Source organism: Rosettibacter firmus, assembly GCF_036860695.1.
In the GTDB taxonomy this organism is placed as follows: Bacteria; Bacteroidota; Ignavibacteria; order Ignavibacteriales; family Melioribacteraceae; genus Rosettibacter; species Rosettibacter firmus.
Genome location: NZ_JAYKGJ010000001.1, coordinates 914,075 through 934,088 on the forward strand (window position 1 = coordinate 914,075; position 20,014 = coordinate 934,088).

Annotated in this window: 22 protein-coding genes; 4 read left to right on the forward strand and 18 right to left on the reverse strand. The window is 28.5% G+C overall.

All coding sequences use genetic code 11. The features are described 5' to 3' along the window. Window positions 1-13 precede the first annotated feature (13 nt). From VJY38_RS03965 to VJY38_RS03975, 3 genes are read right to left on the reverse strand one after another with little or no spacing between them, the layout of a single operon-like run. A complete protein-coding gene (locus VJY38_RS03965; protein WP_353679371.1) occupies window positions 14-844 on the reverse strand; it encodes a phosphatidate cytidylyltransferase in 831 nt (276 codons plus the stop codon). Then, on the reverse strand, window positions 828-1,190 hold the full coding sequence (locus VJY38_RS03970; RefSeq protein WP_353679372.1) for a putative signal transducing protein: 363 nt from the start codon (window positions 1,188-1,190) through the stop codon (window positions 828-830). Before VJY38_RS03970 ends, VJY38_RS03965 begins: the two co-directional genes overlap by 17 nt. Further along, window positions 1,187-2,128 (reverse strand): CPBP family glutamic-type intramembrane protease, encoded by a 942-nt coding sequence (locus VJY38_RS03975; RefSeq protein WP_353679373.1) that lies wholly within the window; start codon window positions 2,126-2,128, stop codon window positions 1,187-1,189. The genes VJY38_RS03970 and VJY38_RS03975 overlap by 4 nt, the downstream gene beginning before the upstream one ends. A 210-nt stretch (window positions 2,129-2,338) precedes the next feature. Here VJY38_RS03975 and VJY38_RS03980 point away from each other — a divergent pair, with 210 nt between their 5' ends. Further along, window positions 2,339-3,163, forward strand: a complete 825-nt coding sequence (locus tag VJY38_RS03980; protein ID WP_353679374.1) for a YIP1 family protein — start codon at window positions 2,339-2,341, stop codon at window positions 3,161-3,163. A gap of 58 nt (window positions 3,164-3,221) precedes the next feature. On the opposite strand, the gene priA is transcribed toward VJY38_RS03980, so the two are convergent. Continuing rightward, on the reverse strand, window positions 3,222-5,684 hold the full coding sequence (gene priA / locus VJY38_RS03985) for a primosomal protein N' (RefSeq protein ID WP_353679375.1): 2,463 nt from the start codon (window positions 5,682-5,684) through the stop codon (window positions 3,222-3,224). Window positions 5,685-5,793: 109 nt separating this feature from the next. Between priA and VJY38_RS03990 the strand changes: the two genes are divergently transcribed. Then, window positions 5,794-7,095 (forward strand): SUMF1/EgtB/PvdO family nonheme iron enzyme, encoded by a 1,302-nt coding sequence (locus VJY38_RS03990; protein ID WP_353679376.1) that lies wholly within the window; start codon window positions 5,794-5,796, stop codon window positions 7,093-7,095. 4 nt (window positions 7,096-7,099) lie between these two features. Here the strand turns inward: VJY38_RS03990 and VJY38_RS03995 are convergent, their stop codons facing one another. Further along, the gene (locus VJY38_RS03995) at window positions 7,100-7,558 is read right to left on the reverse strand and encodes an NYN domain-containing protein (protein ID WP_353679377.1); all 459 of its coding nucleotides are present in this window, start codon (window positions 7,556-7,558) and stop codon (window positions 7,100-7,102) included. Between the two features lie 130 nt (window positions 7,559-7,688). On the opposite strand from VJY38_RS03995, the gene VJY38_RS04000 reads away from it, so the two are divergent. Further along, window positions 7,689-8,174: a YybH family protein gene (locus VJY38_RS04000; protein WP_353679378.1), complete on the forward strand. Its 486-nt coding sequence runs from the start codon at window positions 7,689-7,691 to the stop codon at window positions 8,172-8,174. Between the two features lie 355 nt (window positions 8,175-8,529). On the opposite strand, the gene VJY38_RS04005 is transcribed toward VJY38_RS04000, so the two are convergent. Continuing rightward, entirely contained in the window at window positions 8,530-9,006 is a 477-nt protein-coding gene (locus tag VJY38_RS04005; protein ID WP_353679379.1) for an anti-sigma factor, read from the reverse strand. Continuing rightward, window positions 8,997-9,503, reverse strand: a complete 507-nt coding sequence (locus VJY38_RS04010; protein ID WP_353679380.1) for a sigma factor-like helix-turn-helix DNA-binding protein — start codon at window positions 9,501-9,503, stop codon at window positions 8,997-8,999. Before VJY38_RS04010 ends, VJY38_RS04005 begins: the two co-directional genes overlap by 10 nt. Window positions 9,504-9,911: 408 nt before the next feature. On the opposite strand from VJY38_RS04010, the gene VJY38_RS04015 reads away from it, so the two are divergent. Then, complete coding sequence (locus VJY38_RS04015; protein ID WP_353679381.1) at window positions 9,912-10,730, forward strand: SDR family oxidoreductase; 819 nt, start codon at window positions 9,912-9,914, stop codon at window positions 10,728-10,730. On the opposite strand, the gene VJY38_RS04020 is transcribed toward VJY38_RS04015, so the two are convergent. From VJY38_RS04020 to VJY38_RS04070, 11 genes are all read right to left on the reverse strand, one after another. Further along, window positions 10,723-11,175 carry a hypothetical protein gene (locus VJY38_RS04020; protein ID WP_353679382.1) on the reverse strand — a complete coding sequence of 151 codons (453 nt, stop codon included), beginning with the start codon at window positions 11,173-11,175 and terminating at the stop codon, window positions 10,723-10,725. The two genes, VJY38_RS04015 and VJY38_RS04020, sit on opposite strands and share 8 nt — an antisense overlap. 121 nt (window positions 11,176-11,296) lie before the next feature. Further along, window positions 11,297-13,078, reverse strand: coding sequence for a KUP/HAK/KT family potassium transporter (locus VJY38_RS04025; RefSeq protein ID WP_353679936.1), 1,782 nt, complete (start codon window positions 13,076-13,078; stop codon window positions 11,297-11,299). 93 nt (window positions 13,079-13,171) lie between these two features. Then, window positions 13,172-13,294 carry a hypothetical protein gene (locus tag VJY38_RS04030; protein ID WP_353679383.1) on the reverse strand — a complete coding sequence of 41 codons (123 nt, stop codon included), beginning with the start codon at window positions 13,292-13,294 and terminating at the stop codon, window positions 13,172-13,174. A 94-nt stretch (window positions 13,295-13,388) separates the two neighbouring features. Next, entirely contained in the window at window positions 13,389-14,300 is a 912-nt protein-coding gene (gene cysK, locus VJY38_RS04035) for a cysteine synthase A (protein ID WP_353679384.1), read from the reverse strand. Window positions 14,301-14,312: 12 nt separating this feature from the next. Next, window positions 14,313-15,170 carry a serine O-acetyltransferase EpsC gene (epsC, locus tag VJY38_RS04040; RefSeq protein WP_353679385.1) on the reverse strand — a complete coding sequence of 286 codons (858 nt, stop codon included), beginning with the start codon at window positions 15,168-15,170 and terminating at the stop codon, window positions 14,313-14,315. Between the two features lie 264 nt (window positions 15,171-15,434). Further along, window positions 15,435-15,647, reverse strand: a complete 213-nt coding sequence (locus VJY38_RS04045) for a cold-shock protein (RefSeq protein ID WP_353679386.1) — start codon at window positions 15,645-15,647, stop codon at window positions 15,435-15,437. A gap of 150 nt (window positions 15,648-15,797) precedes the next feature. Continuing rightward, window positions 15,798-16,148 carry a TM2 domain-containing protein gene (locus VJY38_RS04050; protein WP_353679387.1) on the reverse strand — a complete coding sequence of 117 codons (351 nt, stop codon included), beginning with the start codon at window positions 16,146-16,148 and terminating at the stop codon, window positions 15,798-15,800. Further along, window positions 16,145-16,519, reverse strand: a complete 375-nt coding sequence (locus tag VJY38_RS04055) for a DUF2752 domain-containing protein (protein ID WP_353679388.1) — start codon at window positions 16,517-16,519, stop codon at window positions 16,145-16,147. Before VJY38_RS04055 ends, VJY38_RS04050 begins: the two co-directional genes overlap by 4 nt. A 116-nt stretch (window positions 16,520-16,635) precedes the next feature. After that, on the reverse strand, window positions 16,636-17,145 hold the full coding sequence (locus tag VJY38_RS04060; RefSeq protein ID WP_353679389.1) for a DinB family protein: 510 nt from the start codon (window positions 17,143-17,145) through the stop codon (window positions 16,636-16,638). Window positions 17,146-17,184: 39 nt separating this feature from the next. Further along, window positions 17,185-18,231, reverse strand: coding sequence for a S1 family peptidase (locus VJY38_RS04065; protein WP_353679390.1), 1,047 nt, complete (start codon window positions 18,229-18,231; stop codon window positions 17,185-17,187). A 169-nt stretch (window positions 18,232-18,400) separates the two neighbouring features. Then, window positions 18,401-19,912 carry a cytochrome c3 family protein gene (locus tag VJY38_RS04070; protein ID WP_353679391.1) on the reverse strand — a complete coding sequence of 504 codons (1,512 nt, stop codon included), beginning with the start codon at window positions 19,910-19,912 and terminating at the stop codon, window positions 18,401-18,403. Window positions 19,913-20,014 lie beyond the last annotated feature (102 nt).

The window sequence follows — 20,014 nt, forward strand, 5'->3', positions numbered from 1 at the left end:
AATAAATTTTATTTCATATTTGTGCAAAGTAATATAAATAGAGATAAATAATAGGGGCACTAAATATTAGTGAATCAAAACGATCGAATATACCACCATGACCAGGAACAATTGATGATGAATCTTTAACATTTGCATCACGTTTAATCATACTTTCAACAAAATCGCCAGCCTGACCAAATATTCCAATTATTAAACCAACAACTATTGCGTTACCTGTAGTTATGAGATCAAGAAAAAATGATTTTGCTACAATCATTGTCAAAATAGAAAAAATAAAACCTGCAAGAGCTCCTTCCCAGCTTTTGTTTGGACTAATACGAGGAAACATTTTATGTTTACCAAATGCACTCCCTATAAAGTATGCAGCAGTATCGCATATCCATATAGAAGCTAATATTGATATAATTAAATAACCACCTTGATCATAATTAAATAATGTTTCTCTGTAAAATTCTCTAATTTTTTCTATTGAAGCAGAAAAAAATCCAATATAAAAAACACCTATTAAAGTTGCTCCTAAATTTGCTATTGGTGATTCTTTCTTTCTAAAAAGCTCTGTGAGTAAAATTAAAGCAACAATAATCAAAAATAAAAACTCATCTTCAATAAAATTCCAGTAACTATTTAGAATTATTGCAAAAACAGAAATACCACCAACAAATAAATTTGGATAAATTCTTTTCTTTTTTAAAATGTTTACAAATTCAAAAAATGAAAGTAATCCCACAAAAAAAACAAAAACTAAAAAAGGAAATTTACCAGCCATTGCAAGAATAATTATTAAAGGAATTCCAAAAAGAGCAACTATGATTCTTGTGGAGAGATTACTCATTTTCACCATTTTCAGCTCCCCCGCTATTTGAATTTCTATTATTAATATCAGTTATTATTTCAAGAGCATTTTCCTGGTCTGTTTTTTTAACAAGAAGTTTTATGAGGGATAAATTTCCTACTGCAGGAAAATTTTTATCTTTCTGCGATAGGATTAATGTTTCAATATCTGCACTTTCAAGATTTGTCTTAAGCATTTCAGCTTCATAATATTCTGAACATATATACACAACTATCCAATCTGATGGATGAACAAGATTACCTTCAAAATCTTCTTGAGGTATTAATTGAGTACCACAATCAGGACAAACTTTAATACCATCTATATACTCATACTCACAATTTGGACAAATCATTCTCCCTCCTGTTTCACTGTTTGAAATTTTTGATAATTCTTGATTACATAATAAATAAAAGATATAAACAAGATAGACAATAAAACAAAACTTACAAGATTAGGTATTATTTCACCTTCAGGTTTAACTTTGGAACTTATTAAATCTTCGCTTCCAAAAACAAAAAAAGCAGTAATAGCTAAAAAATTATTCGTGAAATGAAGTATCATTGGAATAAAGATTGAATTACTCATATACGCAGAAAATCCTAAATAAGTACCGAGTAATATCAGTGGGATCAATCCATATGGATTAAAATGATATATACTAAAAAAAACAGCTGTTAATAGTGCACTCCAGAAGGGCTTAAATTTATATTCAAAACTTGATTGAACATAGCCTCTGAAAAAAACTTCTTCGCAGACTGCTGGAACTACAGCTACAATTAAGATTATGAACAATCCTTCAATAAATGAATGTGCAATTATCAAATTAGTATAAGTTGATTCTAAAAGTTTATCCAGCTGATCTATAACATTTTTTATTGATTTTATTAAATAGTTGTTTTCTGCAATTTTTTCTATCAAATAATTTTGAACATATAAAAAATTCTGAAGTAATGGAATTAAAAGTATTAGACCTATTACAAAAACAAGTATTTCTTTTTTTGAAGGAAATCTTATACGCAATATAGATGTAACATCAACATAAATATATTTACTGAGAAGAAGAGATGGAACAAGAATTAAAAGAATTTGTCCTCCCATAGTAAGAAGTCTAACAGCATTAATATCAGCTTTTTCAAAATCAAGTCCAAAAATCAATAAAGTTAATATAGCACCACCGAATTGATATAAAACAAACACCAAAGCTAAACCAAGAAATGCTGCTGTTACTGGAGTAATGTTTATTACTGGTTTTTCTAATTCAGGTTTTTGTGAATTGTATTCATCATTCATATCATTACACTATTATTTTGAAATTAGAATTTTCTCTCTTATAAATTAAGAATAAATTATCAATTTATTAGAATAAAAAATGCATTTAAATATGTGTTTTACAATTCTTAGAAAAACAAATTCTTATAAAAAATTTTCTATAACTTGAATTATTTTTTATTTAATTTTAGCAATCATTCTTCATTCCATAATTTAGGAGGAGTATATTTAATGGGAACAAATAATAACCAGCAATTACCTGATGCAACTCCGGTCGAACCGGAAGAAATCGAATTAAATCATACTGATAAGTTAGTGGGGGTATTTACAGAACCTATAAATACTTTCTCCAAAATAAGTGTTTTAGGTTCAAAGGTTAGTGATTGGTTAATTCCTTTATTTATTTTCATAATAGCTGCTATTCTATCAAACATTTTAATGATGAGTAATCCAGTAATTAAAGCTTCAGTAATTCAAAAACAGATGGAACAATTTGAAAAAAATCTTAACAATGCCGTAGAAAAAGGTCAGATGACAGAATCTCAAAAAGAAGCTCAACTCGAAACAATTCGTGAAAGAATGGAAAGAGGGGGAATTGCAAATTATATTATCAATGCAATTGGAATTACAATTATTACTTTTATTACCTTTTTTATAGTATCAGGAGTTTTTTACTTATTTGTAAAATTAATTTTAAAGGGGAATGGAACATACAAAGATGCTATGACATCTTATGGATTACCATATTATGTTTTAATTATTCAGATAATTGTAATGGTAATATTAGCATTTGCAACTGATAAATTTTATACATCTACCAGCGTGGGTGCATTTATTGAAACAGAGAGATCATCAATTTCACATTTCATACTTTCTAAACTTGATATTTTTTCAATCTGGTTTTATGCACTCGTAAGTATTGGCTTCGGAAAAATGTTTAAATCGGAATCATTAGGAAAGTATTTTATTTTAATATATTGTCTGTGGATTGGCTTTGGGTTACTTTTCTTCTTTTTAGCTAAAGCAGTACCTTTCCTTAGTTCTCTTAGTATGTAAATAAAATAATAAATATGTGCTCTTTGTAACTAACAAACCTAAAACTACAAAGAGCACATTATATTATACTCTGAGGATCAATATCGATTATTAATTTTACATCTTTAAATTTTGATTTCTGATTAAATTCAATATACGAGTTCAAAATAGCATTTCTAAGAAGTTTTCCTGAAGGATCTGTTTTCTTAAAACTCTTTATTAAAATCTGGTATCGATAGAAACCTTTTAATTTATAAATTACTGCTTCGGTAGGTGGAGATATTTTTAATCCCTTTTCATATTTTTTCAAATAACTTGCAAATTCTGTAATTGCTGCTTTTGCCCGATTTTCATTTTGATCTTTTATTTCAATCAAACCTAATCTTGTAAAAGGTGGATATTCTCCTTTTTGTCTAAGCTGAATTTCTTTTTCATAAAATCCTTTATAATCATTTTGTATAACTTTTTGGAGAACAAAATTTTTTGAATTTTGTGTTTGAATTATTACTTCACCTTGCTTTTCACTTCTACCTGCTCTTCCTGCAACCTGAGTTAATAATTGAAAAGTTCTTTCATCTGCTCTAAAATCTGGAAGCCATAGAGTTGTTTCTGCAGAAATTACTCCTACAAGAGTTACATTAGAAAAATCCAATCCTTTCGATACCATTTGTGTACCAACCAGCATATTAATTTCACCTTTCCTGAAACTATTAAGTATCTCACCAAGTTTTCCTTTTTTATCAATTGCATCAGAATCTACTCTTTCTATTTTTAATTCAGGAAAATAAAATGCGAGTTCATCTTCTACACGCTGAGTTCCAGTACCAAAAAATTTTAATGATAAAGAACCACAAACAGGACAGGCTTTTGGAACAGGGAGTTCTATTCCACAATAATGGCATTTTAATATATTTTTATTAATATGATGAACCATCGACACTGAACAATCTGGACATAAAATTACTTCACCACAATCATTACAATAAACTTGCGTTGCAAATCCTCTCCGATTTTGTAAAATAATTATACTTTCTTTTTTTGAAATTCTATTATTTATTTCATCAAGAAGTGTTTTTGAAAATATACTCTCCATTCTTTTCTTCTTTTGTTCAATTCCAATATCCACTAACTTTATAATTGGAAGTTGTGCTTTATCTATTCTTTGAGGTAATTCCAGCAAATGATATTTGCCATTTAGAGCATTATACATACTTTCAACTGAAGGTGTAGCTGAGCCTAATATTATTGGACAATTATTAAATTTTGCTCTCATAATTGCAGCATCTCTGGCGTGATATTTAGGAGAAATATCCTGTTGTTTATAACTCTGATCGTGTTCTTCATCAACCACAATCAAACCAATATTTTTTAATGGAGCAAATAATGCAGAACGGGGTCCAATCACAATTTTGTACTTTTCAGAAATTATACCTCGCCAGGTATCATATCTTTCTCCAAGAGACATTTTACTATGAAATACTGCGACATTATTGCCAAAATAATTTATAAATCTTGAAGTTATTTGAGGTGTTAAAGAAATTTCTGGAACAAGTATTATCACACTCTTTCCTTTAGCAACAGCTCTTTTTGCTAATTCGATATAAATTTGTGTTTTACCACTTCCTGTAATGCCATATAATAAAAATGTTTCGAATTTATCCTGTTCCAATGCTTCAGAAATTCTATTGATTACATTTTGTTGAGTCTCTGTTAATGTAATTTCTTTTATCTCTTCCTGATAAGTTTCTTTATATGTTCTCTCCACTTCTTTTTCATAAATTTCAACTAAACCTTTTTTTACAAGACTTTCTACTGAAGCTGAACTTGTTTTTGTTTTTTTCAAAAGTTCACTCAATAAAACTTCATCTCTGGATGATATCAATTCAAGTAAAATCACAACTTGTTTAGGAGATTTTTTTTCTAACTCTGGAAAGTACTCATAAATTTCATCAATACTTTTTTTCAATTTTACACATTTTACTTTTTTTACTTTAACTTTTGCACCTTCCAGCTCATTCAGTATGGATACAGCTCCTAATTTTTCAAGATTTCTAAGTAATGTATATAGATTTTTATTCTTAAGTTCTTTTTGAAGTTGTGAAATTTTTATTACTTCTTTTTGTGATAATATGTTTAATAGTTTTGCTTTAATTGAGTTTTGCTTTTTTTCTTTTGTGAGAAGTTCAGCACAATAATCTCTATCTGCAACTACTATTCGTTTAGATTCTACTTCGGTACCATAAGGGATGGAATTTTTAAGTGCTTCTCCTAATGAACTTATGTAATATTCAGAAATCCACTCATAAAATTTCAATGAATTCTCATCAAACACTGGATAATCATCCAGCACATCTCTAATAGATTTAATTTTATCTTTTAATTCTGTTGTTTGATTTATTCCTATTACAAATCCTGTAAGAATTCTTTTCCCGAAAGGAACAACAACACGAACACCTACTTTAACTAAATCCACAAACTCTTCAGGTATTGAATAAGTAAATGCATTTCGAAAAGGTAAAGGGAATACTACTTGAGCATACATTTTATTGGCATTTATTTTAATTATTTATTTACAATTTAATGAAACTGATTTATCCTGCAAAAATATTAAGAAAATATCTTTATCTTTGAACAATCATAAAGGCTTTCTTATGAAAAGAATTATATTATTAACAATCGCATCTTCATTATTTTTTTTAAGTTGTTCAAAAAAAGAATCCAGTCCAACCGAAACTCTAATCAATACACAATTAACAGGAATAGTTAGTGATTTATATGGTAATCCAATAGAAGGTGTTAAAATAACTACAGAGCCAGAAACTTTTGTGTCCATTACAAATCAATATGGAAAATTTGAATTTAATAATATCAACGCAGGCATTTATAAAATATTTGCAGAAAAAGATGGTTATTTAAAAAACACAACAACTGCCATAGTAAAATACAATGACACTACAACAATTCAAATTACATTAAAAATGTTGATTTCAATTTCAGGAAAAGTAATTGATGAGAATTCAAGTGAAGGGATTGAAGGAGCTTCAATACAAATTGAAAATTATACAAAAAAAATCACAACTGGATCTGGCGGAATATTTCATTTCGATAATGTTCCTTCAGGTAATAATATTTTTCTTGTAATAAAAGAAGGTTACTCAATAAAAAAGGAGGTAATTTTTTTAGATCCACAAAAAACTTCTGGCTATGAAATAAAAATGAATAAGCTTACAGAACTACAAATGATTTATGTAGCTGGCGGAAATTTTATAATGGGCGATACATTCGGAGATGGAAATTTCAATGAAAAGCCAGCTCATAATGTTTCATTAAATTCATTTTATATATCAAAATATGAAATAACACAACGAAACTGGCTCGAAACAATGGGAAACAATCCATCTAAATTCTGGAATGAAGAAAATCCTGTAGAATCAATTTCTTGGAATGATGCAATTGAATTCTGCAACCAGCGAAGTTTTCTTGAAGGTCTTCAGCAGTGTTACAAATATGAAGAAGGAAAAATAGTGTGTGACTTCAATGCCAACGGTTATCGTCTTCCAACTGAAGCTGAATGGGAATTTGCAGCTCGTGGAGGTTTATTGAGCGGAAATACTAAATACAGCGGCAGTTCTAATATCTCTGATGTAGCCTGGTATTATAATAATTCTGGTAATAGTCCACATCCAGTGGGATTAAAAATTCCAAATGAACTGGGCATTCACGATATGAGTGGAAATGTCTGGGAATTTTGCTGGGATTATTATGATGAAAACTATTACTCTAATTCTCCTTCTACTAATCCAGCTGGACCTTCATCTGGCACTTCACATATATTAAGAGGTGGGAGCTGGACAGATGATGCATTTTTCAATAGAGTTTATTACAGAAATTATTATGAAGTATTTGCAAGAGGTTCAAATGTTGGATTGCGTGTTGTGAGAAGTGGAAAATAAAATTTTATTCTTTACAGAACATATTTCTGAATTCTTCATTCAAATTTTTTAATTCTTGTATTCTTCGTTCTTCTTCGTCAATAATGTCATTATTATTTATCATATTATAAAATTCTTTTGAAGTCATATAATTGCATCCATTGACTTTAGCATATTCCTGCAGAGATAAATCTGATGTTATGATAGTCAACAATCTTTTTGATTTTGCGTTATCTATTTCTTTTCTAATCAATTCATCAGCCTGTCTATTTTTCGAATAATAAATTTTACCTTTTACCAATCTTAAAGGAATATTCTCAAAACCATCAAAATGCAATGATACTGTAAATTTTTTATTCGAAAAATAATTATTCAAAATAACCACCAGATCTTCTCGACTTCTTAGTTTATCCTTTTTGTGTTGTTCATTTAATTCTGGTATACTTCCTATTAAATTATTCCCATCAATAATATAATGATTCATAATTTTTGAATTTTAAACTCATATGAATTTACAATAATTCATTTAAAATGGGAACAAGAAAGTAATAATTATTTTTTTACTTCTTTGCTGGAATTATTAATATTGCAGTAGTAAAAAAAGAATTATTAGTATGAAATATTTTTCACTCTTATTAATTATACTATTCATTTCTGGATGTACAAAAGAAGTTCCAGAAACAGAAAAAAGAATTTCAAAAACTGTTGAAGAAGAAGCTATCCAAAAATTAATTGAACATTTCTATACAGCTTATAATTCTGGCGATATTGAAACAGCCGTTACTTTGATCGATGAACATTATAAAGGTATGGCTCCAGATTCAGAAGATGTAAATGGAGTGGATAATTTAACTAATGAACTTTATCAGTTTAAAAACGAGTATCCAGAAGGCAAATGGGAAATAAAAATTGAAGAGTTAACAGTAGAAAATAATTTAGCTTATGTAATTATAAATGGTTCTTTCTTAATGCCAGATCCTATAGAAAAAAAGATGAATCCAATTTATTCAGAAAGGAGCATTAAGATTCTTAAGAAAGAAAAAAATGAAGGCTGGAAAATTTATAGATCCATAAGTTTACCTACTTTTACTTACAATTAAATTGCCATTCAATTCTTACACAAGTTTTTTATATCGATAATTTAGTTACACTTTCATATTAGTCAATATTCTACGAAAATTTTAGCACTACTGTTTTATCTTATTGCAAACTTAAACTCCTATTAACTTGATTAAATATAAATGAAAAATTAAGAATAACTTCATAATCAGATTAATAAATTTATCTTTTTTTGTTTTTGATAAATAAACTTTTGAATTAGAAAAAATCTGTAGCTTACATATAACAGGAACATTAACAACAACTTTAGATTTTTGAGTGGAGATAAGAATTGTGCTATTAACTTTTATTGTCAATAAAAAAATGGTTTTTCCACTTGTGTTTAATGTTGATAGATCATTTAAAAAAATAACTAATCACAGCAATTAATATTATTAGCAACAATAAAATTAAACCTAACCTTTTAGTATATTTCTTATCCAATAAACTTTTATCAAAAGCTGCTGAAAAAGAACGAGTAATAATACTTTTTCTCACTGGACCACGTAAAGTTTTTAGTTTCCTATCCTGTTTTAATTGTTCACGCCTGAGTTTCTGTTCTCTTAATTTTGATTTTTCACTCGTCAATTGAACTTCTCTAAGTGATTTATTCAATAGTTCATTGGATAACATTTCAATTACTTCTTCAGGAGGTTCTACTTTATCTGGGATTTCTTTCAGCAAATCAAAAAACAAAATTAGTCTTAAATACATATCACCACAGCTTTCGCATTTTTGTATATGATTATTAACTAACTTTTTAGTTTGATCATCAAGCAATTCATCAACAAAATCATGAAGAAATATTTTTACTTCTCCGCAGGTTATTTGCATATTTTACTAATTATATAATTTCTTGTTTCTATTAATTTTGCTTTTATATCGTCAATTGTATCGGTTTCAAGATAGTTTGCAATTTCTTCATAAGTATATCCTTCGAGATCATGTAATATAAATATAATTCTTCTTTCATAGTCCAGATTCATAATAAGTAATTCTAAGTTTTTCAATTTATCATCTGTAAGTTCAATTTCTTTATTGGGAATCACTAAACGATTAACGTGCTGAATAGCAAACTTTATGGCAATATCTTTTATCCACAAAGCAAAGGAAATCTTGTAATCATAATATTTAATATTTTCCCATGCTTGAAGAAATGTTTTAACAGCAATCTTTTTGCTTAACTCATAATCTAAAGTTAAATAGTAAATTACAGTAAATACATTCTTCAAATTTATTTCGCATAAATCAAAAAATGCACTCTTTCTACCTGCTTGCGAAAGTTCGATAAGATAATTTACATAGTTTGTGTTTTCAGAAAATAATTTCATTTAATCTATTTGTAATAATTACCAATTATACTTTTTCATAAACTTTAAATTATTGCGAATACATTTATAATTTTAATTCACAACGTATATGCATATTGCTTAATATTATCAATAAAATCAATAAAAAAGAAATTAATTATTTAATGCTTTCCATTCATTTATAAAAGTATATAAGTGATTTATTTCTATTAGAATCTTGCAGATAATTTGATTTGATTCATTCATATTGGTATTCTAATAAACTTTCTCAATAATTAAAAATAACAGTTTTATTATGCAATGGTAAACATATCCTTCGTATGTTATGATATGAATAAAAATTTTATCCTTCAAGTAAAGAATTTATGGTTATAAATTGAATTATGATTTAAATTTGTTTCAGGTTATAAAAAAATATTTAAAAGAATCATGGAGCAAAAAACTATTTTAATAACTGGTTCTACTGATGGAATTGGAAAACAAGTTGCAATTGAACTTGCCAGATTAGGTCACAGAATAATTTTACATGGAAGAAATATCTCAAAAGTTAATCAAACAGCAAAAGAAATAAATGAATTGACAAATAATTCAAAATTAGAAGAATATGTTGCAGATTTCACTTCATTTAAGGAAGTTAAAGAAATGGCATTAAAACTCAAGAATAAATTTGATTGTATAGATGTATTAATAAACAACGCTGGCGTTTATATGAATAAAAAAATAATTACAGAAGATGGCTATGAAACAACTTTTCAGGTTAACCATCTTTCTCACTTTTTATTAACAAATCTTTTAATTGATTTAATAAAATTCAGTTCACAGGGGAGAATAATTAATGTAAGTTCAATTGCACATCAAAGTGCAGATTTTGATTTAGAAAATTTAAATGGTGAAAAATATTTTTCTCCTTACAATGCATATGCAGTATCAAAATTTGCTAATATTTTATTTACAAAAAAACTTGCAGAATATTTAAATGAAACAAAAATTACAGTAAATGCACTTCATCCTGGAGTGATTTCAACAAAATTGTTGAGAGCTGGTTTTAATATTTCAGGGGCATCTGTTAAAAAGGGGGCAGAAACACCCGTATACTTAGCAATTTCACCAGAAGTTGAAAATATCAGTGGCGAATATTTTATTGATAAAAGAATTGAAAAAACTCATCCTGACACTTATAACGAATTTCTACTTACTGAATTCTGGAATATTAGTGCTAAAATGGTCGGCTTAGATAATATTACTTAATTGTTGAACGATCTGCTTTGAATTTTATCTCATACTTTTTAGAGTAAGCATTTTCAAATAATGTTAAATTCATTCTTACACCTGGACCTTGAATTTTAAAGTCGCCAACATTTAGAGTATCAATTTTCATATTTTGTTTTCCACATTCAGTAAGAAAATTGCTAAGAGCATTTTTAGCTTCTTTTTCTGAATTATACATAAAATCAACTTGAATTTGATACACTCCTTCTTTATCTGCTATAAAAGCCATTCTTGAATTTTTTGTTTGATAATAAATGCATTCCATATAAGGATTTGATTTGTCGTGATGTAATGGCTTACCAAATTTTTTTATAACTTCCTGAGAATTTTTTCCAATAAACTGGCAGAGAGAAATATCTTGAGAATAAAGCAAACCCTGGAAGAAGAAGAGAAATGTTGCTAAAAAACACAATTTGTTTTTCATAGCAACCTCTTCAAAATATTTATATAAAATACTCTTACTCTAACTCAAGATCAAAGTATCTTAAAAGAACTATAATCACATAATAAATTTTACAACATTTTAGAATTAACTTCAACACAAATCAAATTTCAATGCGGGTTATTACACCGTGCAGTTTTTGATAAGGAAGGTCCAAGAACTGAACAAAATTTGGAGTAATTCTTTTAATTAGTGAAAATATCTTCAAAGTAGCTTTTTTAGTATGAACATCATCAACACCATAGAACATAACTTTTGGTTCAATTTGAAGTTCTTTTAAAACTTTCATAACATCCACTTTTTCTTGATATCCTATTTGAACTTCAAGTCCAGATAATCCTTCTGTTATTTCAGGCTCGAATAGTTTTTGCATACCAAAAGGTTTATCCATTGTTGCTATTGAAATTAAAATATTATGTTCATAAATAATATTACTACTAATTGTGCAATGAACCATATAGGGAGGAATTGTATCAAGATCTTTAGTAAAGAACAATGCTGTACCAGGCAATACATTACCTGTTGCATAGAGTTGATCAAAACTCGTAATAAAAGTATCGATTGGGAGTGCTCTAAATGCTTTATGCACAGCTCTATTTCCACCTGTCCAAATTCTAATAGTTAATAAAGGTATAAGAGCAATAATTATTGACCAGTAACCACCATGTGGAATTTTGAATATGACTGCAACAAGAAAAATTAAATTAACTGTAAAAACAAATAAAGCAATTGCCACTTTCCATTTTATCTTAAATCTATAAAAAATCCATATCATGAAGAATGTGCTGATTGCCATTGTCATTGTAACAGCAAAACCATAAGCTGCTGCTAAGTTTTGTGATTTACGGAAAATCAAAATCATTAAAATTACTGCAACCAGTAAAATCCAATTAACAGCAGCAATATAAATTTGTGATTTTAAATGCGTTGAAGTATACTTAACACGCATCAAAGGAAAGATATAAGTACGAATACCTTGATAAACCAGCGAAAACATTGCAGAGATCATTGCTTGAGAAGCAATTATTGTTGCCATCAATGTAAGAATTAAAAAAGGTATATATAAAAACTGAGCTTGCGATTTAATCATAGTAAATAGAATATTGAAATTATTATATTTCCCGACATGTTCTAAAAGAAATGCTCCCTGTCCAAAATAATTTATAACAAGAGCGAAAAATACAATGTACCATGCTCTTCTAATAGGTTCTCGTCCTAAATGCCCCATATCAGCATAAATTGCTTCTCCACCAGTTGCACACAGAATAACTTCTGATAAAACAAAGAATCCTGTAATTCCATTATGTGTCATAAATTCAATAGCATAATAAGGACTTATCGCAGTAAGAACTTGAGGATTTTTAAATAAAGATATAGCTCCTGAGAGAAAAAGAGATAAAAACCATAAAAGCATTATAGGTCCAAAAGAAGCTGCTACTTTATCCGTTCCTCTTGACTGTACAGAAAATAGAAATAATGTAATGATAATTGTAATAAGTACAATAGTACTTTGTTCAATGTGACCTATTCCAGGTATTAATTCTAAGCCTTCAACTGCTGAAAGTATACTTATTGCAGGTGTTATAACTCCATCGCCCATCAATAATGAGACGCCTACATATCCAAGAAAAGTAATAAAAACAATCGAACGCCCTCTTTTAATTGAACTACGGAGTATCTCTTTTAAAACAATTATACCACCTTCACCTTTAGAACTAAGACTCATTGCTAAAAAAGTATACTCAATTGTAACAAGAATTATTAATGTCCAGAAAACAAGTGATAGAATCCCAAGGACATTTTGAAATGTAGGTGGCGTGATAATAAATATTACGGTTAAAGTATAAATGGGACTTGTACCAATATCTCCAAATACAAGTCCCATTGCTTTAAGAATTTCTAAGCTCTCTTTAAGTTTTTTGGAGTTACTATTCACCAATGGAAGATTTTTTTATTGTAAATAAATTACTCAATATAATTAACCAAAAAGCATATCATAAATAAGATAACCAATTACATATAAAATACTTATACCTAATATGCCCATTAAAAAATAAAAAGTTATATCCTGAAATTTCTTTTTATCTTGAATTTTATCCATAGTAACCCTTTTTAAAAAATTTTTAAAAAAGCACTGCAATACATAGCATTTTATATAAAAAAAAACAAATTAATATTTTATTTTATGGACAATACTAAAACAAATCATCAATCGATAAATAGCGTTCTCCTGTATCGTAATTAAAAGTAAGTATTTTTTTCCCTGAAGGTATATCCATCAATTTTTTATTAACTGCGGCAAGAGCTGCCCCGGTTGAAATTCCAGCAAATAGACCTTCTTCCTTAGCAGCTCTTCTAGCGAATTCAAATGCTTCATCTTTGGTTATCTGAATTACACCATCAATCAAATTCATATCAAAAATTGCAGGTATAAATCCAGCCCCAATTCCCTGGATTGGATGTGGTCCTGGTGCTCCTCCAGATATAACAGGTGAAGCAGCAGGTTCAACCGCAAATACTTTTAAGTAAGGAAATTTTTCTTTGAGTACCTTTGCTACGCCTGTTATATGACCACCAGTTCCAACACCTGTAATAAAATAATCAAATCCATCCGGGAAATCATTTAATATTTCCTGTGCTGTTGTTTCAATATGAATTTTTACGTTTGCTTCATTTTCAAATTGTTGAGGAATCCACACCCTGGGATTATTCGCTGCCATTTCTTTAGCTTTCTCTATTGCACCTTTCATACCGAGTTCACGAGGTGTGAGTTCAAATTCAGCTCCATATGCAGCCATGATTTTTCTTCTTTCAATCGACATTGATTCTGGCATAACTAAAATTAATTTATAGCCTTTAATAGCAGCTACCATTGCTAATCCAATTCCTGTATTTCCCGATGTTGGTTCAACAATTATGCTATCAGGTTTTAATATGCCTTTTTTCTCGGCATCTTCTATCATCGAAAGAGCAATTCGGTCTTTGATACTTCCACCTGGATTTGCTCTTTCTAATTTAATCCATACTTCTTGGTTGTTACCAAATAGTTTGTTTATTCTTAAATGTGGTGTATTACCAATTAAATCGAGAACATTTAGTGCTTTCATTATAACTCCTTTTTAAATGACAAAATCGATTGTGTTTTCAAATTCTTTTGTTCTTCTTACACGTACTTCACTTTTATTATATACAATTGAATTTGGTGGTATACTTTGAGTAACCCATGAATTACCCCCGATAATACTATTCTTTCCAATCACTGTATTTCCACCCAGTATTACAGCCTGAGAATATATCACAACATCATCCTCAATTGTTGGATGTCTTTTTTGTTGCGATAGACTTTTATCAACACTTAGTGCTCCAAGAGTAACACCCTGATATAGTTTTACATTTTTCCCTATGATGGTAGTCTCTCCAATTACAATTCCAGTACCATGATCAATAAAGAATGGTGAATCAATTGTAGCTCCAGGATGTATATCAATTCCGGTAATCTGGTGAGCATGTTCAGTAAGGATTCTTGGAATAATAGGTACTTTCAATAAATAAAGTTCATGAGCTACTCTGTAAATAAGAATAGCCATAAATCCTGGATAAGCTAAAATAACTTCATCTACACTTTCGGCAGCAGGATCTCCCTGGTAAATAAATTCAGCATCAGCCCAGAGCATATGATGAATATCTGGCAGTTTTGATATAAAGTTATCTGCTATCTCTTCAATGTTAGGTGGAGCCATTCCATTTAATAATTTTATAAGTTGAATTAAATCTCTTTTCAAAAGCTGAAGTTTTGAAATAATATCTTCTTGATTAAAATAGACTTTATTAGAAAAATGTGGAAAAAGAAAATCAATCAACCCATTTAGATATTCAATTGCTTCTGTTTTAAGAGAAGAATTGCAAAAGTGAGTTTGTCTTTTAGATAATAATTCCTTTGCAAAATTATTCAGTTTATTCCTATCTATAGATTTCATGGTTTCACCTTTAATAAAATTCTTTTTTATAAACTATTTAACTAAGAAAAGAATTAGAAGGAAAAATTAGAGAAGCAACAACAGATGCAATCGCGTGCAACAAATTGGACTTTATTCTTAAACGAAATATTTTTAATTAATAAATTCACTTTTATAAAAAATTAATAATTTCATTAACAAAAATGCACTCTTTAAAAGAAAAGTTCAACATAATAAAAAAGCGGCTTGTAAAGCCGCTCAGTTGTTGCAAATAATAAAATTATATTATTTCACAACTTTTACATCTTGAGCTTGAGGTCCTTTTGGTCCTTCACCAACAGTGAACTCCACTTTTTGACCTTTTTCAAGGCTTTTGTATCCGTCCGCCTGAATCGAAGAGAAATGAACGAAAACATCACCACCTTGATTGCGCTCAATAAAACCGTAACCTTTTGCAGCATTAAACCATTTTACGGTTCCGCTTTCACGCTCTGCCATTGAAAAAACTCCTTTAAAAATGTTACTTACTACTTGAGAAGCAGAAAACTTAAATAGATTTTAATGCCCCCGGCAATAAAATTTATCAAAGTATCTGCTCTACTATTACAAGTTAATAAATAAATTTTGTAAAACAAAAAATATTATTTATTACATCCCCTTCAACATAAAAGCTATTTGAGCGGCTTGTTTCTGATTATATTCAAAAGCAATTCTTTTGTAATTAACAAGATCTAATATTGTACCTATAAAACAAATGCCACAAGTTAAGAGATATAAAATTCCTAAACCTATCTGATCTGTTAAAAATCTTTGTATACCCGCAATCCCAAGAAATCCTACCAGTGTTACAAGTAAAATTGTCTGGGGATCTTTTCTGCGAGCACGATAGATATTAATAAATTGTTGTGCCTTTTTATCATCATAGTCTTTCAGGAGATTTGAAATATAAATTTGTTCTTCTCCCATAATTTCTGGCATTAATTCGTAAATGTTTATCATATAGACTCCCTAAGTTTAAAGTTATTATAAGTTTTCATAACTAGCATTATGATTCTATGTAAAATGATAATTAATGCTATAAGACCCAGTGGATGTGACTTAAATGAATTTGAAAAATCAAAATGAAAAATAAAAGATATTGATCTTCCTAAACCACAACCGGGACAATATGTAATCCCCATATTATTGAGTGGACAAAGTGTAAATGTTTGTTCAGCATAAGGATTTATTAGCATTAAAAATATAAATCCCATAATCCAGGCTATTGCTTCCCATTCTATTTTTTTAATTATAAAATTAAATGCATTTAAATACTTTGTTATTCTACTCTTATACTTTATATCAAAACCAATTAATTTAATCTGTGCCATTAATAAAAAGAATTAGTAAAAAAATATTCTATTAAACAATTTTTATTCTCACAACATTAGTCGCTTGAAGTTCAATAAGGTTTTTTCTTTTATTACTCAAAACAAAAATAATTTTCTTAATTAAGGTACCGTTCTTTAATTACATTTAAATGATGAAGTGTGTGCCCTGCAATAATATACGCTATTGCTCTTACTGTAATATCTATTCCATTAATAATACCTTTGCGTAACATCATTTCATCTGTCATTCCTTTAAACATCATAATTGTAGATTTTCTTAGCAATATAAATTCATCCAGTATATCTTTAAAAGATATTGATGAATAATTAGATTCCTGTATAAATAAATTTTCATCAAATGTTACGAGTTGATTTGGATCGCTTCGAGATACTCTTAATGCTCTGCAGGCAAATATTCTTTCACTATCTACAAGATGACCCAGAACTTCTTTTATGCTCCATTTATTTTCTGCATAACGATAGTTTGATTTTTCTTCATCAATACTCTTGAAAAACTCTTCTGTTTCATTCAATTGTTTTTCAAGGACTTCAATTATATTTTCAGATGAAATTAAATCTACATACGATTTGTAGTACTGTGCATATTCATTTTCACCTGGTTTCATAACCTAACCTTTCATTTTATTATAATATCATTTTTAATTTCATTTTGAAGTTATATTAATATAATAGCCCTTGCTAAATAAATACGATTTATGAAATTCAATATAATTACGAATTGCTTCTATACAAATTACCTTTGTAATCCCTGTTCTTAATATTTGTTCTTTTTCTACATAAAGATCACCTTTATATGGCACCATAGGATTAAAATCTAAATTTCTGTCTTTAGTTAAAGGATGAATTGTATATTGAAAATCTGCTGGCACAGACTTTATTAATCCCACGAGTTCAAAGTTTGGAACTCCATCCCGAATTGCCAGCACAATACCACCACTGGAACCACGATTAAAAACAGCATCAATTAAAAATGTATTTTTTTCTTTACTCGAAATACTTACAAGGGCTTTAGATATCATTTTCAAATTCATCGGATAACCAAAAACATAAACAAAATTCCCCCATTCAAGTTCAGATGATTTTCCCCATGGATAATTAAAAACAGAAGCACCAATAACTTCGTTATAAGATAATTTTTTCCCAAGTAGAGCAATATCAATATTTTTATCCAAAAGTATAATATCAAGTTCACCCCCCGAAGGTAAATCGGGAATATAATTTGTCTGACGTGTTTTTATTGAAATACTCTGTATATAATCTGAAGTTGTTCCATCTGGATTAAAAAAATAAGAAATAATTGTATCTTCAAAAGATACTACATGAGCAACCGTCAAAAAAAGTACTTTATCATTATCCTTATAAATTAAAGTAGCAGTTCCAGAAGCTGTTCTATTAAAATATACTTTTTGATTGGCTACTTTTTCAAATTCTATCGTTTTTACTTTTTCAATTGTTATATGCGAACTTAAATCGAAAATATAACTTGTATAAAAAGCTATACTATTAATTAATCGAATACAATTACTAATCTCTTCTAATTGCTTCGATGAATTTTTAAACGGAAATTCACTATCATATTTCCCATCTATAATATTAGATGGTGAATTTTTATAAAGTACATCCGAAGAACATGCATCCAAAATAAATGCAATAGATATAATGATTATAATATTTGTGAGTTTTATTCTCACTTTTACCAAGAAATTTAGATTATCTTTAGTGATAATAAAGAATACAAAAGAAAAATAATAGTCTATTTTCTATTATCATTTTAAAAATTAAAAATGAATTATAAAAAATATTATAAAAGTTTTGATAATTTTTTCTATATAAAAATTCTTTTAATGCCATCATCAATACTTAAGGATTCAATCCAGTATGGCAATCAACACATAACATACTTTTCCATTTATCACCAACGTCATTCCCCGGATGCTTAAATTCAAGTTCTGTATTAACTGAAGTAATTTGAAGGTTCTCTTTTGTTCCCTGAGAATTAATTGTATGACACAAATTACAATCTTTTTTAATTATTCTCCCTTCTTTTGAAACATGATTATCATTATGACACCTAAAACAACCCTTAAATTCCAGATGACCAATATTATTTGGATATACATCCCATCTTACTTTCATCTCTGGAAAAATATTTTTCTTAAATTCTTCTTGAATGCCTGAAATTGCTTTATCAATTAAAAATCTTTTATACTGATAAATTTCAGGATAATTATCTTTATAAAATGTATAAATATAATTTGCAATTTCTTGCATTGCAGAATTTGTCGAAGAAAAATCTTTTCCGAGAATATCCATTGCAACAAATTTTATTTGTGGTAAATCTTTAGGAATTTTCCCAGCAGTAATAGCATTATTAATAAAAATTGCTGGTGGTTTATAATTATGCGAAGGTCGATTATGACAATCCATACAATCCATTACACGAGTTTCGAGTGAATCTAAATTTATTTTTTTTGATGTATTATTCTTGTTTTCATAAACAAATACTTCTCCAGTCTTTAAATTTGTATATCTAACCCAGGGAATATTTTCTCTTTTAGAATCTGATGCTTTATATTCGATTTTAACATTTGGATTTATATGCCAGTGAATTCCTTCTTCGAGACCGAAAGCACTTATTTGAGATCCAATTTTCATAGTCAAAGTTATATCCCATTCAGTATTGTTTATATCATTCAAATAATGTTTTTCGAATCTCAATTTTCTTGCATAAAACTTTTGTGGCCAGTGACATTCCTCGCAAGTTTCTCTTGCCGGTCGTAAATTTTTAATTGGTGTTTCTATTGGTTTAGGAACTGTTCCTAATGTTACAGCATAAACCTGATATAACCCTGATAATTTAGAACGAACATACCAGCTTGCACCTGTTCCAACATGACATTCCACACAAGCTACTCTTGCATGTGGCGAGTTTTGATATGCTGTGTATTCAGGTTTCATAACACTATGACACAATTTTCCACAGAATTCTACAGATTCTGTAAAGTGAAATGCTTCGTAACCTCCGACAGCTGATGCTAATAGAAAAATTGAAGTCCCTATTGAAAAAATCATAAATGCATTTCTATGACGTATATCATTTAAATCAATTACAGGCCAATCTTTCTCAGCACCTATCTTCTTTTTTTTATCTTTAACTGTTTTCCTCCACATACCAACTGGTATTAATATCAGACCAAAAATTAATACAGCTGGTAAAGCAATGTATATTATTAAACCCAGATATGAATTATCTTTTCCAAAAATAGAACTTACTACAAAAAGAAATACAATCATAAAAAAACTTATTAGAGCAATAGTTGCCCCTACAAGAGAAATCCAGTTTTGTGTTGAATGTGGTAATTTTATTTTCATATCTGTTCTCTATAAAATTATCATTGTATACACTTAAATTAAGAAATGAATATTTTAGAAAAAATTAAATAATATGTTTTTTCAAATTATTTTTAAGTAAAG

What these genes read in the sequence shown, in the direction of transcription:
- VJY38_RS04015 (WP_353679381.1), top strand. Translation starts at nt 9,912, where the DNA reads ATGGAGCAAAAAACTATTTTAATAACTGGTTCTACTGATGGAATTGGA.
- VJY38_RS04060 (WP_353679389.1), bottom strand. Translation starts at nt 17,145, where the DNA reads ATGAAACCAGGTGAAAATGAATATGCACAGTACTACAAATCGTATGTA.
- VJY38_RS04070 (WP_353679391.1), bottom strand. Translation starts at nt 19,912, where the DNA reads ATGAAAATAAAATTACCACATTCAACACAAAACTGGATTTCTCTTGTA.
- VJY38_RS04020 (WP_353679382.1), bottom strand. Translation starts at nt 11,175, where the DNA reads ATGAAAAACAAATTGTGTTTTTTAGCAACATTTCTCTTCTTCTTCCAG.
- VJY38_RS03995 (WP_353679377.1), bottom strand. Translation starts at nt 7,558, where the DNA reads ATGAATCATTATATTATTGATGGGAATAATTTAATAGGAAGTATACCA.
- cysK (WP_353679384.1), bottom strand. Translation starts at nt 14,300, where the DNA reads ATGAAAGCACTAAATGTTCTCGATTTAATTGGTAATACACCACATTTA.
- priA (WP_353679375.1), bottom strand. Translation starts at nt 5,684, where the DNA reads ATGTATGCTCAAGTAGTATTCCCTTTACCTTTTCGAAATGCATTTACT.
- VJY38_RS03990 (WP_353679376.1), top strand. Translation starts at nt 5,794, where the DNA reads ATGAAAAGAATTATATTATTAACAATCGCATCTTCATTATTTTTTTTA.
- VJY38_RS04005 (WP_353679379.1), bottom strand. Translation starts at nt 9,006, where the DNA reads ATGCAAATAACCTGCGGAGAAGTAAAAATATTTCTTCATGATTTTGTT.
- VJY38_RS04045 (WP_353679386.1), bottom strand. Translation starts at nt 15,647, where the DNA reads ATGGCAGAGCGTGAAAGCGGAACCGTAAAATGGTTTAATGCTGCAAAA.
- VJY38_RS03975 (WP_353679373.1), bottom strand. Translation starts at nt 2,128, where the DNA reads ATGAATGATGAATACAATTCACAAAAACCTGAATTAGAAAAACCAGTA.
- VJY38_RS04030 (WP_353679383.1), bottom strand. Translation starts at nt 13,294, where the DNA reads ATGGATAAAATTCAAGATAAAAAGAAATTTCAGGATATAACTTTTTAT.
- VJY38_RS04025 (WP_353679936.1), bottom strand. Translation starts at nt 13,078, where the DNA reads ATGGGACTTGTATTTGGAGATATTGGTACAAGTCCCATTTATACTTTA.
- epsC (WP_353679385.1), bottom strand. Translation starts at nt 15,170, where the DNA reads ATGAAATCTATAGATAGGAATAAACTGAATAATTTTGCAAAGGAATTA.
- VJY38_RS03980 (WP_353679374.1), top strand. Translation starts at nt 2,339, where the DNA reads ATGGGAACAAATAATAACCAGCAATTACCTGATGCAACTCCGGTCGAA.
- VJY38_RS04010 (WP_353679380.1), bottom strand. Translation starts at nt 9,503, where the DNA reads ATGAAATTATTTTCTGAAAACACAAACTATGTAAATTATCTTATCGAA.
- VJY38_RS03965 (WP_353679371.1), bottom strand. Translation starts at nt 844, where the DNA reads ATGGTGAAAATGAGTAATCTCTCCACAAGAATCATAGTTGCTCTTTTT.
- VJY38_RS03970 (WP_353679372.1), bottom strand. Translation starts at nt 1,190, where the DNA reads ATGATTTGTCCAAATTGTGAGTATGAGTATATAGATGGTATTAAAGTT.
- VJY38_RS04000 (WP_353679378.1), top strand. Translation starts at nt 7,689, where the DNA reads ATGAAATATTTTTCACTCTTATTAATTATACTATTCATTTCTGGATGT.
- VJY38_RS04050 (WP_353679387.1), bottom strand. Translation starts at nt 16,148, where the DNA reads ATGATAAACATTTACGAATTAATGCCAGAAATTATGGGAGAAGAACAA.
- VJY38_RS04055 (WP_353679388.1), bottom strand. Translation starts at nt 16,519, where the DNA reads ATGGCACAGATTAAATTAATTGGTTTTGATATAAAGTATAAGAGTAGA.